Origin of the sequence: Paraburkholderia sp. J10-1, assembly GCF_905220165.1 — a bacterium.
Lineage (GTDB): Bacteria > Pseudomonadota > Gammaproteobacteria > Burkholderiales > Burkholderiaceae > Paraburkholderia.
The window spans coordinates 180,524-193,632 of record NZ_CAJMYW010000006.1; the positions used below are offsets into that span (position 1 = coordinate 180,524).

10 protein-coding genes are annotated in these 13,109 nt (G+C 64.5%); 6 read left to right on the plus strand and 4 right to left on the minus strand.

Going from position 1 to position 13,109, the window contains the following annotated elements; translation table 11 throughout:
• The first annotated feature begins 25 nt into the window (after positions 1-25).
• From ileS to dut, 5 genes are all read left to right on the plus strand, one after another.
• Positions 26-2,875 (plus strand): isoleucine--tRNA ligase, encoded by a 2,850-nt coding sequence (gene ileS / locus U5A65_RS20435; RefSeq protein ID WP_321947129.1) that lies wholly within the window; start codon positions 26-28, stop codon positions 2,873-2,875.
• Positions 2,875-3,390 carry a signal peptidase II gene (lspA, locus tag U5A65_RS20440; protein ID WP_321913967.1) on the plus strand — a complete coding sequence of 172 codons (516 nt, stop codon included), beginning with the start codon at positions 2,875-2,877 and terminating at the stop codon, positions 3,388-3,390. The genes ileS and lspA overlap by 1 nt, the downstream gene beginning before the upstream one ends.
• A gap of 33 nt (positions 3,391-3,423) precedes the next feature.
• Positions 3,424-4,653 (plus strand): bifunctional phosphopantothenoylcysteine decarboxylase/phosphopantothenate--cysteine ligase CoaBC, encoded by a 1,230-nt coding sequence (gene coaBC, locus U5A65_RS20445; protein ID WP_321935098.1) that lies wholly within the window; start codon positions 3,424-3,426, stop codon positions 4,651-4,653.
• 67 nt (positions 4,654-4,720) lie between these two features.
• On the plus strand, positions 4,721-5,725 hold the full coding sequence (locus U5A65_RS20450; protein WP_321913969.1) for an LLM class flavin-dependent oxidoreductase: 1,005 nt from the start codon (positions 4,721-4,723) through the stop codon (positions 5,723-5,725).
• A gap of 32 nt (positions 5,726-5,757) precedes the next feature.
• Positions 5,758-6,204 carry a dUTP diphosphatase gene (gene dut / locus U5A65_RS20455; protein ID WP_028205273.1) on the plus strand — a complete coding sequence of 149 codons (447 nt, stop codon included), beginning with the start codon at positions 5,758-5,760 and terminating at the stop codon, positions 6,202-6,204.
• A 54-nt stretch (positions 6,205-6,258) separates the two neighbouring features.
• Here dut and U5A65_RS20460 read toward each other — a convergent pair whose 3' ends face one another.
• The 3 genes from U5A65_RS20460 to clpS form a co-directional block, all read right to left on the minus strand.
• Positions 6,259-7,674, minus strand: a complete 1,416-nt coding sequence (locus U5A65_RS20460; protein WP_321935096.1) for an amino acid permease — start codon at positions 7,672-7,674, stop codon at positions 6,259-6,261.
• Between the two features lie 220 nt (positions 7,675-7,894).
• The gene (gene clpA / locus U5A65_RS20465) at positions 7,895-10,186 is read right to left on the minus strand and encodes an ATP-dependent Clp protease ATP-binding subunit ClpA (protein ID WP_321913971.1); all 2,292 of its coding nucleotides are present in this window, start codon (positions 10,184-10,186) and stop codon (positions 7,895-7,897) included.
• Entirely contained in the window at positions 10,183-10,497 is a 315-nt protein-coding gene (clpS, locus tag U5A65_RS20470) for an ATP-dependent Clp protease adapter ClpS (RefSeq protein WP_028213389.1), read from the minus strand. Before clpS ends, clpA begins: the two co-directional genes overlap by 4 nt.
• A 585-nt stretch (positions 10,498-11,082) precedes the next feature.
• Here clpS and cspD point away from each other — a divergent pair.
• Positions 11,083-11,289, plus strand: coding sequence for a cold shock domain-containing protein CspD (gene cspD, locus U5A65_RS20475; RefSeq protein WP_017776809.1), 207 nt, complete (start codon positions 11,083-11,085; stop codon positions 11,287-11,289).
• 79 nt (positions 11,290-11,368) lie between these two features.
• Here the strand turns inward: cspD and U5A65_RS20480 are convergent, their stop codons facing one another.
• Positions 11,369-12,988 carry a multicopper oxidase family protein gene (locus U5A65_RS20480; RefSeq protein WP_321947131.1) on the minus strand — a complete coding sequence of 540 codons (1,620 nt, stop codon included), beginning with the start codon at positions 12,986-12,988 and terminating at the stop codon, positions 11,369-11,371.
• Positions 12,989-13,109 lie beyond the last annotated feature (121 nt).

Consider the following 13,109-nt stretch of genomic DNA (forward strand, 5'->3'; position numbering starts at 1 on the left):
CCCCCGAATTCCACGTGATCTCACCATGAGCGACAAGAAAGCATCCTCCGGCAAGCCGCAGAAGTCCGAATCGAAGTACCCCGTCAATCTGCTCGACACCCCGTTCCCGATGCGCGGCGATCTGCCCAAGCGCGAGCCGCAATGGGTCAAGGAGTGGGAGGAGAACCAGGTCTACGAGAAGATCCGCGCGGCCTCGAAGGGCCGCAAGAAGTTCATCCTGCACGACGGTCCCCCGTACGCGAACGGCGACATCCACCTCGGCCACGCGGTGAACAAGATCCTCAAGGACATGATCGTCAAGGCGCGCAACCTCGCGGGCTTTGACGCGGTCTATGTGCCGGGCTGGGACTGCCACGGCATGCCGATCGAAATCCAGATCGAAAAGCAGTTCGGCAAGTCGCTGCCCGCCCAGGAAGTGATGCAGAAGGCGCGCGAATACGCGGCCGGCCAGATCGAGACGCAGAAGAAGGGCTTCAAGCGCCTGGGCGTGCTCGGCGACTGGAACAATCCGTACAAGACCATGAACTTCGCGAACGAGGCCGGCGAGATCCGCGCACTCGCGAAGATCATCGAGAAGGGCTACGTGTTCCGGGGCCTGAAGCCCGTGAACTGGTGCTTCGACTGTGGCTCGGCGCTTGCCGAAGCGGAAGTCGAGTACAAGGACAAGACCGACCCGACCATCGACGTGCTGTTCACGTTCGCGCAGCCGGCTGAAACGGCGGCCGCGTTCGGCCTCGCCGCCCTGCCGCGCGAAGAAGGCGGCATCGTGATCTGGACCACCACGCCCTGGACGATCCCGTCGAACCAGGCGCTGAACGTGCATCCGGAAATCGACTACGCGCTCGTCGACACGCAGCGCGGCCTGCTGATCCTCGCGGTCGAGCGCGTGGAAGCGTGCATGAAGGAATTCGGCCTCGAGGGCAAGATCGTCGCCACGACGAAGGGCGAAAAGCTCTCGCTGCTGCGCTTCAACCACCCGCTCGCCTCGGCGCACCCGGGCTACAAGCGCACCTCGCCGATCTATCTCGGCGACTATGTGACGACCGATACCGGCACGGGCATCGTGCACTCGGCGCCCGCCTATGGCGTGGAAGACTTCGTGTCGTGCAAGGCGCACAACATGGCCGACTCGGACATCATCAGCCCGGTGATGGGCGACGGCCGCTATATCGAGTCGCTGCCGCTCTTCGGCGGCCTCTCGATCTGGGCGGCGAACCCGAAGATCGTCGACGCGCTCGACGCCGCCGGCACGCTCCTGCGCAGCGAAAAGTACCTGCACAGCTACATGCACTGCTGGCGCCACAAGACGCCCATCATCTACCGCGCCACGTCGCAGTGGTTCGCAGGCATGGACGTCACGCCCAAGGACGGCGGCAAGACGCTGCGTGAAACCGCGCTCGAAGGCATCGAGGCGACGGCGTTCTACCCGTCGTGGGGCAAGCAGCGCCTGTATTCGATGATCGCCAACCGCCCGGACTGGACGCTCTCGCGCCAGCGCCAATGGGGCGTGCCTATGGCGTTCTTCGTGCACAAGGAAACTGGCGAACTGCATCCGCGCACGCTGGAGCTGCTCGAACAGGTCGCGCAGCGCGTGGAAAAGGCGGGCATCGAAGCGTGGCAAACGCTCGACCCGCGCGAACTGATCGGCGACGACGCGAACCTGTACGAGAAGAACCGCGACACGCTCGACGTGTGGTTCGACTCGGGCACGACGCACTGGCACGTGCTGCGCGGCTCGCACAAGGACGAGCTGCAGTTCCCGGCCGACCTGTACCTGGAAGGCTCGGACCAGCACCGCGGCTGGTTCCACTCGTCGCTGCTCACGGCTTCGATGCTCGACGGCCGCCCGCCCTACAACGCGCTGCTCACGCACGGCTTCACCGTGGACGGCGAAGGCCGCAAGATGTCGAAGTCGCTCGGCAACGGCGTCGATCCGCATGAAGTGGCGAACCGCCTGGGCGCGGAAATCATCCGTCTGTGGATCGCCTCGACCGACTATTCGGGGGAGCTTGCCATCTCGGAAGAGATCCTGAAGCGCGTGACGGAAGGCTATCGCCGTATCCGCAACACGCTGCGCTTCCTGCTCTCGAACCTGTCGGACTTCGACTTCGAGAAGCACGCGCTGCCCGCGAGCGAATGGCTCGAGATCGACCGTTATGCCGTCGCGCTCACGCACACGCTGCAAAACGACGTGCTCTCGCACTTCGACCGCTATGAGTTCCACCCGGTCGTGGCCAAGCTGCAGACGTTCTGCTCGGAAGACCTGGGCGGCTTCTATCTCGACGTGCTGAAGGACCGCCTCTACACGAGCGCGGCGGACTCGAAGGCCCGCCGCGGCGCACAAACGGCGCTGCACCACATCACGCATAGCCTGTTGCGCATCCTCGCTCCGTTCCTTTCGTTCACGGCCGAAGAAGCGTGGAAGGTGTTCCAGCCGCAAAGCGAAACCATCTTCACCGAAACCTTCCACGCCTTCCCGGACGTCGAAGGCGCGCCGGAGCTGATCGCCAAGTGGACGCTGCTGCGCGAAGTGCGCGGCAACGTGACGAAGGCGCTCGAAGAGGCGCGTGTGGCGAACCAGATCGGCTCGTCGCTGCAAGCCGAAGTGCGCATTCTCGCAAGCGGCGCGCGTTACGACGCCCTCACCTCGCTCGGCGACGACCTCAAGTTCGTGCTCATCACCTCGGCGGCGGAAGTCGTGAAGGTGGAAAGCGAAGCGGAGGAAGGCGTCGAAGTGGTCACCTCGAAGTACCTCAAGTGCGAGCGCTGCTGGCACTACCGCGAGGACGTCGGCGCGAACGCGGAGCATCCGGGCCTGTGCGGCCGCTGCGTCGTGAATCTGTTCGGCGACGGTGAAAAACGGAGCGCGGCATAATGGCAAAAACGCTGCCGAAGCAAACCCGGTCGAACGGCGCAAGCGGCACGCTCGCGCCGTGGCTGGGCATCGCGGTCATCGTGATCCTCGCCGACCAGCTCACGAAAATCGCCATCAACAAGGTGTTCAGCTACGGCGAAGGCCGCGTGATCACGCCGTTCTTCAACCTCGTGCTGGTCTACAACAAGGGCGCGGCGTTCAGCTTCCTGTCGGCGGCGGGCGGCTGGCAGCGCTGGGCGTTCACGGCGCTCGGCGTGGTGGCGGCGCTCGTGATCTGCTATCTGCTCAAGCGCCACGCCACGCAGAAGCTCTTCTGCACCGCGCTCGCGCTCATCATGGGCGGCGCGCTCGGCAACGTGATCGACCGCCTGCTCTACGGCCACGTGATCGACTTTCTCGACTTCCACGTGGGCGGCTGGCACTGGCCGGCATTCAACCTGGCCGACAGCGCGATCTGCATCGGCGCGGCGCTGCTGGTGTTCGACGAACTGCGGCGCGTGCGCGGCGCGCGCTGAGCGTGCCCGCTGCACGGTTAAAGGAGCTGTGACTTGAACACGTCCGCTGCAAACCCAGGCGAACTGGCCGGCCGCCACCTCGTGCTCGGCATGACGGGCGGCATTGCCTGCTACAAGATCGCCGAGCTCACGCGCCTCCTGACCAAGGCAGGCGCGACCGTGCAGGTCGTGATGACCGAGGCGGCCACGCAGTTCATTACGCCGGTCACGATGCAGGCGCTCTCGGGCCGCCCCGTCTACACGAGCCAGTGGGATGCGCGCGTGCCGAACAACATGGCGCACATCGACCTCTCACGCGAGGCCGACGCCATCGTCATCGCGCCTGCCTCCACCGACTTCCTCGCCAAACTCGCGCACGGTTTCGCCGACGACCTGCTCTCCACGCTGTGCGTGGCGCGCGACTGCCCGCTGCTCGTCGTACCCGCGATGAACCGGCAGATGTGGCAAAACCCGGCAACGCAGCGCAACGTCGCGCAGCTGCGCGCGGACGGCATCGAAACGCTCGGCCCCGATTCCGGCCCGCAGGCGTGCGGCGAGATCGGCGACGGGCGCATGCTCGAACCCGAAGCCGTGTACGAGGCGATCGTCTCCTTCTTCGCGCCGAAGGTGCTCGCGGGCCGCAAGCTCCTGATCACCGCCGGCCCGACCTTCGAGCCGCTCGATCCCGTGCGCGGCATCACCAACCGTTCGAGCGGCAAAATGGGCTTCGCGCTCGCGCGCGCCGCGCAGCAGGCGGGCGCCGAGGTGCATCTGGTCGCGGGCCCGGTCGCGCTGCAAACGCCGTGGGGCGTGTATCGCGAAGACGTTCAGACCGCCCGGCAGATGTACGACGCGGTCATGCGCGCCGCCACCGACGCCGATGTCTTCATCGGCGTGGCGGCTGTGGCCGACTGGCGCGTCGACCATGTCGCCGAGCACAAGATCAAGAAAACGGCCGAGCACCGCATGCCGACGTTCACGTTCGTCGAGAACCCGGACATCCTCGCCTCGGTCGCGGCCCTGCCGAATCCGCCGTACTGCGTGGGCTTCGCCGCCGAAAGCGGCAATCTCGACGTGCACGGCGAAGAAAAACGCGCACGCAAGAAAGTGCCGCTCCTGATCGGCAATCTCGGCCCGCTCACCTTCGGCCAGGACGACAATGAAGTCGTGCTGTTCGAGGCGGCCGGCCGCACGCCGCTGCCGCGCGCGGCCAAGCAGGCGCTCGCGCAGACGATCGTCGCCGAGATCGCGCGGCGTCTGCCCGACCAGAGCATCATCTCGTGACGCACGCGCCGGCGCACCCGTGTGCCGGCGCGCGGCGCCGCGAACACAGGCAAGGAGCAGTACTGCCATGACACTGCTTTCCGTACTCGACCAGTCGCCCGTCATCGCCGGGCACAGCGCGGCGGATGCCATCGCCGCTACCATCGAACTCGCGCAGCTTGCCGACGACCTCGGCTACACGCGCTACTGGTGCGCCGAACACCACGGCCTGCTGGGCGTGTGCAACCCCAGCCCCGAAGTCATGCTCGCGCGCCTTGGCAGTGTGACGAAGCGCATCCGCATCGGCTCGGGCGGGATCATGCTGCCCTATTACAGCCCGTTCAAGGTCGCCGAGCAGTTCATGATGCTCGAGGCGCTCTTTCCGGGACGCGTCGATCTCGGCGTCGGTCGCGCGCCGGGCGGCGACATGCGCACCGCGCAGGCTGTGGCTGCGGGCGCCTACAACCGCGGCGACCAGTTCACGCAGCAAGTGCAGGATCTCGTCGGCCTGATGGACGGCAACCTCCCAGCCGACCACCTCGCGCACGGCGTGGTGCTTCAGCCGCAAATCGACACGCGCCCGCAGCTCTGGGTGCTCGGTTCGAGCGACTTCGGCGGCATTCTTGCCGCGCAGCTCGGGCTGCGCTTCTCGTTCGCGCACTTCATCAACGCGCACTTCGGGCACCTCGTGGCAGAGGCGTATCTCGACCGCTTCAAGCCGGGCCACGAGGCGAAGCCGTATCTCGCGTGCGCCGTGTTCGCGATCTGCGCCGACACCGAAGCCGAAGCCGCCGACCTCGAAAAGGCCGTCGACCTGCGCCGCGTGCAGATGGCCTACGGGCTGAACGCGCCAATTCCGAGCCTCGAGCAAGGGCGCGCGCAGGAATACGGCGAGCGCGAGCAGATCGTGATCGACCGTGAGAAGCCGCGCAGCGTGATCGGCACGCCGGAGAGCGTCACGGAGCGCCTTCTTGCGATCAAGGACAACTTTCGCGCCGACGAACTGATCGTGCTGACCGTTGCGGGCAGCTACAAGGCTCGTCTGCGCTCCTATGAACTGCTCGCCGAGGCGTTCCAGCTGCCTCGCGCCTGAGCGAACCACCACCGCCCCATCACCCTGACTTCATGAAAATCGACATCAAGATCCTGAACGAGCGCATGCGCGACCAGCTGCCCCACTACGCCACGCCGGGCAGCGCCGGCCTCGACCTGCGCGCGTGCCTCGACGCGCCGATCACGCTCGAACCGGGCGAAACGAAGCTCGTGCCGACGGGTCTCGCCATCCACGTGGCCGACCCCGGCTACGCGGCACTGATCCTGCCGCGCTCGGGCCTTGGTCACAAGCACGGCATCGTGCTCGGCAACCTGGTCGGCCTGATCGACTCGGACTACCAGGGCGAACTGATGATTTCGACCTGGAACCGCGGCCACACCACCTTCACGCTCAACCCGCTGGAGCGCCTCGCGCAGCTCGTGATCGTGCCGGTCGTGCAGGCGCAGTTCAACATCGTCGACGACTTCGAGGCGAGCGAGCGCGGCGCGGGCGGCTTCGGCAGCACGGGTAAGCACTAACCCTAGCGGTTGCGCTGACAACAAAAAAGCACGCCAAGGCGTGCTTTTTTTCGTTTAGACGGAGGCTTCGGTTCGCTGCGCGGCGCCCGGACGCCGGCGATACCAGAGCGCATAGACCACCACGAGCACCGCGAGAAACGCGAGGCCGTAGACCAGCGTCATGCGGAATTCGCGCGTAAAGGCCGTGCCAGCCAGAATGCCGAGCATCAACAGCGCGCCCAGCACGCTCGTGAACGGGAAACCCCACATGCGGAACGCCAGCGGCGCAGCGCCTTCGCGCGCCTGGCGCATGCGGAAAAAGATCTGCGTGACGAAGATCATGAACCACGTGAACATCGCGCCGAACATGGCGATCGACATCATCAGCGTGAACGCCGCCTGCGGCCAGAGTGCGTTGAGCACGGCCGCCACCGCGATGCCGATAGTGGACAGCGAAAGCGCAGCGGTCGGCACGCCGTGGCGCGTGAGCCTCCCGAACGCCGCGGGCGCATAGCCCGCGCGCGAAAGGCTGAACATCATGCGCGTGGTGATGTAAAGCTGGCTGTTCATGGCGGAGAGCGCCGCCACGAGCACGATGAAGTTGATCGCGCCCGCTGCATAAGGCACGCCGGTCGCGGCCATCACCTTCACGAACGGGCTCTCGTTGCCGCCCGCCTGAGTCCACGGCACGATGGCGAGCATGAGCGCGAGCGTGAGCAGATAGAACAGCACGAGCCGCAGCACGGTCGCGCGAAACGCACGCGTGACGGCGCGCTGCGGGTCCTGCGCCTCGGCAGCCGCCACGGCGATCGTCTCCACCCCGAGGTAGCTGAAGAGCGAGACGATCGTGCCCACCCACACGCCCCACCATCCATGCGGCAGCAATCCGCCGTGCGACGTGTAGTTCGCTAAGCCCACGCCCGAGCCGGCTGGTGCCCGCCAAACGAACCAGGCGCCCAGCACGATGAACGCCACGATGGCCGCGATCTTGAGGCTCGAAAAAAGGTATTCGATGGTGCCATAAGCGCGCACACTCATTGCGTTCACAACGATCAGCGCTGCTGAGAATCCGATGATCCAGTAAAGCCCCGGCACGTGGGGAAACCAGAACTTCATGTAGACGGCGATCGCCGCGACCTCGGTGCCGACAGCCAGCACATAGGCCGACCAGTACGCGTAACGCACGACGAAGCCGGCGAGCGGCCCGATGTAGTGCTCGGCATACGCGCCGAACGAGCCCGCCACAGGATGCGCAACGGTCATTTCGGCCAGTGCGCCCATCAACAGCAAGGCGATCAGCGCGCCGATCGCGTAGGAAATGAGCACGCCCGGACCGGCGAAAGAGATCGCAAAGCCGCTGCCGAGAAAGAGCCCGGTGCCGACTGCGCCGCCAATGGCGATCATCGTCATCTGCCCGGCGGACAGGCCCTGGCGCAGCCCTTGTTCGCGCTCGACGATGGCTTCGAACGCGCCCGATTTACGTGGTACCACTGTTACACCCCTGCTTCGCGCGAAGCGCTACTGAAGCGCTGCGCATCAAGAAAACGCCGACGGCGGGACAAATGCGTATTTTACCGGCTGACGGCTCGGCCACTTGCACGGCATGGCGCAACACCTGAACCGGCCAGCCAGCCCAAAAGAAAAAACGGCGCAGTCCTTTCGGACTGCGCCGTCTTGCCTGAAGGCTCTGTGCGCGCTTTCGCGCTGCCGCTTACTCCACTTCCACCGCTTCCGGATTGCGCGGCGCCGGCTGCTCGTCGAACGTGAGCTGGACCTTGTCGTCCGCATCGACGTCCACGGTCACGCGGCCGCCGTTCATGAGCTTGCCGAACAGCAGTTCGTCGGCGAGCGCACGGCGGATCGTGTCCTGGATCAGGCGCTGCATCGGCCGCGCGCCCATGAGCGGGTCGAAGCCATGCTTTGCCAGATGCTTGCGCAGTGCGTCGGTGAAGACCGCGTCGACCTTCTTCTCGTGCAGTTGGTCTTCCAGTTGCATGAGGAACTTGTCGACCACGCGCATGATGATTTCCTCATCGAGCGCACGGAAGCTGATCGTCTGATCGAGCCGGTTGCGGAACTCCGGCGTGAACAGGCGCTTGATATCGGCCAGCTCGTCGCCCTGCTCGCGCCGGGTCGTGAAGCCGATCGTCGACTTGTTCATCGCCTCGGCGCCCGCGTTCGTCGTCATGATGATGATGACGTTGCGGAAATCCGCCTTGCGGCCGTTGTTGTCGGTCAGCGTGCCATGGTCCATGACCTGCAGCAGCACGTTGAAGATGTCCGGGTGCGCCTTCTCGATTTCGTCGAGCAGCAGCACGCAGTGCGGCTTCTTCGTGACGGCTTCGGTCAGCAGACCACCCTGGTCGAACCCGACGTAGCCCGGCGGCGCGCCGATCAAACGGCTCACCGCATGGCGCTCCATGTACTCGGACATGTCGAAGCGGATCAGCTCGATACCGAGCGTGAACGCGAGCTGGCGCGCCACTTCGGTCTTGCCGACGCCGGTCGGGCCCGAGAACAGGAACGAGCCGATTGGCTTGTCCGTCTTGCCGAGACCCGCGCGCGCCATCTTGATCGAAGCCGAAAGCGCATCGATAGCCGGATCCTGGCCGAACACCACGGCCTTCAGGTCGCGGTCGAGCGTTTGCAGCTTGCTGCGATCGTCTTGCGAGACGCTTTGCGCCGGCACGCGCGCGATCTTCGAGATGATCTCTTCGATCTCGCTCTTGCCGATGGTCTTCTTCTGCTTCGACTTCGGCAGGATGCGCTGGGCCGCGCCCGCTTCGTCGATCACGTCGATTGCCTTGTCGGGCAAGTGACGGTCGGTGATGAAGCGTGCCGACAGTTCAGCGGCCGCGTTCAGGGCGCCCGACGAATACTTCACGCCGTGGTGCTCTTCGAAGCGCGACTTCAGGCCACGCAGGATCGCCACGGTCTGCTCGACAGTCGGCTCGACCACGTCGACCTTCTGGAAGCGCCGCGACAGCGCCGCGTCCTTCTCGAAGATGCCGCGGTATTCCGTGAACGTCGTCGCGCCAATGCACTTGAGCGTGCCCGACGAGAGCGCCGGCTTGAGCAGGTTCGACGCATCGAGCGTGCCACCCGACGCGGCGCCTGCACCGATCAGCGTATGAATTTCGTCGATGAACAGAATGGCGTGCGGACGTTCTTTCAGTTCCTTGAGCACCGTTTTGAGGCGCTGCTCGAAGTCGCCGCGATACTTCGTGCCCGCAAGCAGTGCACCCATATCGAGCGAGTAGACTTGGGCGTCTGCGAGAATGTCCGGCACTTCGCCGCGCGTGATGCGCCAGGCGAGCCCTTCCGCGATCGCGGTCTTGCCGACACCGGCCTCGCCCACGAGCAGCGGATTGTTCTTGCGGCGGCGGCACAGCACCTGCACCACGCGCTCCACTTCCAGTTCGCGACCAATGAGCGGATCGATCCGGCCGTCCTTCGCCATCTGGTTCAGGTTCTGCGTGAACTGGGCGAGCGGGGTTTCCTTCTGGCCGGCGGCGTCTTCGGCTTCGGCGTTCGCGTCGCTGGCCTTGGCTGCTTCGCCGCTGCCCGTCTTCGCGATACCGTGCGAAATGAAATTCACGACGTCCAGACGCGTGACGCCCTGCTGCTGCAGGTAGTACACCGCGTGCGAATCCTTCTCGCCGAAGATGGCGACCAGCACATTCGCGCCCGTCACTTCCTTCTTGCCGTTGGAAGTGGACTGGACGTGCATGATCGCGCGCTGGATCACGCGCTGGAACCCGAGCGTCGGCTGCGTATCGACGTCATCCGTGCCGGGAACCGTAGGCGTATTGTCGTGAATGAAGTTGCGCAGGTTCTGTCGCAGGTCTTCGATATTGGCGGCACACGCACGCAACACTTCCGCCGCTGTTGGGTTGTCCAACAGCGCCAGCAGCAGATGCTCGACCGTTATGAACTCGTGCCGTGCCTGACGTGCTTCCATGAACGCCATGTGCAGGCTGACTTCCAGTTCCTGGGCAATCATGCTTCCTCCATCACACACTGCAGCGGATGCCCGGCCTGCCGTGCATGGGTAACGACTTGCTCAACTTTGGTCGACGCGATGTCTCGCGTATAGACCCCACAAACGCCCCTGCCCTCGCGATGCACCTTCAACATGATCTGCGTTGCGGTCTCGCGGTCCTTATTGAAATATTCCTGCACGACCATCACGACGAATTCCATCGGCGTGTAGTCGTCATTCATTAGCACGACCTTGTACATGGAGGGCGGTTTGACCTTTTGCTCCTGCCGCTCCAGTACGGTTGAATCCTGCTTGTCCGGGATAATCGCCATACACCCATTCTAAACAACTCGGACAGGCCCGCAATCCTGCCGTAACCTGACCGGCCGGCCGGTGAACCCGGCGCTCCCGACCTGCGACCCGCTGCAAGCAATTCATGCACCCTGGCCCGGCCCCGATCCCTTGGACCGGCTGCGGGGCCGGTACACAATCCTGCACTGAGCAGCTTTCACGCCACCGTTGAATCGAGTATCGCACAACCTTGACGTTGTCGTGGGAAGCGACTGTAGGCGCCCGCACGCTCAGTGTCAGATTCCATGGTGCGGTGCATCGCATATGCGTCGCTTGCGTGCTTTTTCAAGATGGCTCATGCACACCACTTTGTGCACCGGCGCCCAGCGTCGGCGAAAAGCAGGAAAAACCCTGGAAATGCGCTCTTTACAACGCGTCAAACAGCGTCTCAAAATATTCTTGACAGCAGAATAAAGACCCTCAACAATCAAGCTGGCACTTTTTTCAACCGCCTTAAATTCGAAAAAATGCCGTTGGTGAGCTTGTGAGGAGGGGGCGATCGCACCGCGATCGTTTAGCTTTTCGAACTGCTCGTGGTAGTGACATGAGTTACAGGGGAAGTTGGTATGGCAACCGGTACGGTCAAGTGGTTCAACGACGCGAAGGGTTTCGGGTTCATCACGCCGGATGAAGGCGGCGAGGACCTGTTCGCTCACTTTTCGGCTATTCAAATGAATGGCTTCAAGACCCTCAAAGAAGGTCAGAAGGTGAGCTTCGAGGTCGTGCAAGGCCCGAAGGGTAAACAGGCATCGAACATTCAGGCAGCCGCCTGATCTGTTCGGTACCCGTACCTTGGAAACCCGGCTTCGGCCGGGTTTCTTTTTGGCGTCATCGTTTTTTAACGTTTGAGTGTTAGCTCACGCGTAACGTGCCCATCATGCCGAGATCCTCGTGCTCGAGGATGTGGCAATGAAACATGCGGTCGCCCGCCTCGTGCTGGACGGTTGCGATGTGCACCGTTTCGCCCGGCCGCACGTTCACCGTGTCGCGCCACGCCAGCAGTTCCTCTTCCTTGCGCACGCCGCCACGCTCGCGCGCCATCACCTGAAATTGCGTCCCGTGCAGATGAAACGGATGATCCATGTCCGTGCCGTTTGCGATCGCCCAGTGCTCGACTTCGCCGCGCCGGCTCGCCAACGTCACGCGCGCCGGATCGAAGACCGCTCCGTTCACCATGAACTGCATGCCGCGCGGCATCGCCTGCGCGGACGCACCCGGTGCGTGCATCGCTTTCATGTCCATGGCTTCGCTGAACACCACGCTTTTTTTCGGAATCGTTAGCGGACCTGATGAAACGAGCGGCGCAAGCTTGCGCAGTCGATCCGGCAACGCCGGTTGCGCTGTTGCGCCTGCCGGTGTGAAGCCAACGTTCGCCAGGATCAGCGATGGCCCCGCAGGCAAACTGCCGTGTGTCATCGCCATCTTGTGGCGATCGTATTGCGCGGCGATCAGCCACGCACGCGAGGCGCCCTGCCCCACGCGCACGATCAGCTCCGCGCGCTCGCCCGGTGCCAGCAAAAGCGCGGTGACGCCCTCGCGCGGCGCGCCCAGCAGCCCGCCGTCCGTGCCCACCTGCGCGAAAGCGCGGCCGTCATCGAAGGCGAGTTGCAGATAGCGCGCGTTACAGCCATTCCAGACGCGCCAGCGCTCGTCGCGCACGACCTCGATGTGCGGCTCGCGCGCCCCGTTCACGAGCACGTACTGGCCTTCGCGGCCGTTCATCCAGTCCATCATGCTGTTCGCGGGAATCGTGCCGTCTGCCGCGAGCTTCAGGTCGGAAACGAACAGATGCCGCTCAGGCCACGACGCTGCGAGCGGATCGCCCGCGGCGCGCACGATGAACGGGCCTGCCAGCCCGCGGAACACCTGCTCCGAACTCAGCATATGGGGATGCGGGTGATACCAGTAGGTGCCCGCACTGCCCTGCGGCAGCGTGAAGCGATAAACGTGCTGCTCGCCCGGCGCGACAGGTTTCGACGGATTGCCGTCCTGATCGGGCGGCACGGGCAGGCCGTGCCAGTGGATTGTCGAAGGCTGCGGCAGCCGGTTCACGAAAGTGATTTCGACGGTATCGCCCTCGCGCACGTCGATCAACGGACCGATGACGGGCCCGTCGTTTTCCGTCGCGGCTCCCGCGCCGAGCGCGTCGTATTGCCAGAAGACCGTTTGCGGTTTTCCGGGCAGCAGCGCACGTGCAGCCGGCTGCGCGATCAGCGTCGCGCGAAACTGGCCCGGCTCGCGGCTCTGATTGGCAAGCGTGCGCAGCGCGGCAAGCGGCGCGCCGGCGGGCAACGCATCGGCAGCGGCTAGCGGCGTTTGCGCCTGCATCATGGCGCCCGACATCGATGGCATATCCGACATGCCGTGCATCGCGTGCATGCCATCGTCCGCACCTAGCGCGAATACGCGGCGCGCGAACAGGGTCGCGGTGGCGGCGCTCAACGCGCCGGAAATAAATGCTCGTCGTTTCATCGATGAATTCCTCATACCTCGTTCATGCCAGAGCACGTGGCGCGCAATAGCAGGCACGCCGCGCGTGCGGCCGTTCGCTTCGCGCATGCGAAGCACTTCGAACGACTCAGACGATCGGAGG

Bases quoted from the DNA above. Each gene is read 5' to 3' on its own strand.
- ileS (WP_321947129.1), top strand. From the start codon at position 26: ATGAGCGACAAGAAAGCATCCTCCGGCAAGCCGCAGAAGTCCGAATCG.
- lspA (WP_321913967.1), top strand. From the start codon at position 2,875: ATGGCAAAAACGCTGCCGAAGCAAACCCGGTCGAACGGCGCAAGCGGC.
- U5A65_RS20450 (WP_321913969.1), top strand. From the start codon at position 4,721: ATGACACTGCTTTCCGTACTCGACCAGTCGCCCGTCATCGCCGGGCAC.
- dut (WP_028205273.1), top strand. From the start codon at position 5,758: ATGAAAATCGACATCAAGATCCTGAACGAGCGCATGCGCGACCAGCTG.
- clpA (WP_321913971.1), bottom strand. From the start codon at position 10,186: ATGATTGCCCAGGAACTGGAAGTCAGCCTGCACATGGCGTTCATGGAA.
- clpS (WP_028213389.1), bottom strand. From the start codon at position 10,497: ATGGCGATTATCCCGGACAAGCAGGATTCAACCGTACTGGAGCGGCAG.
- cspD (WP_017776809.1), top strand. From the start codon at position 11,083: ATGGCAACCGGTACGGTCAAGTGGTTCAACGACGCGAAGGGTTTCGGG.
- U5A65_RS20480 (WP_321947131.1), bottom strand. From the start codon at position 12,988: ATGAAACGACGAGCATTTATTTCCGGCGCGTTGAGCGCCGCCACCGCG.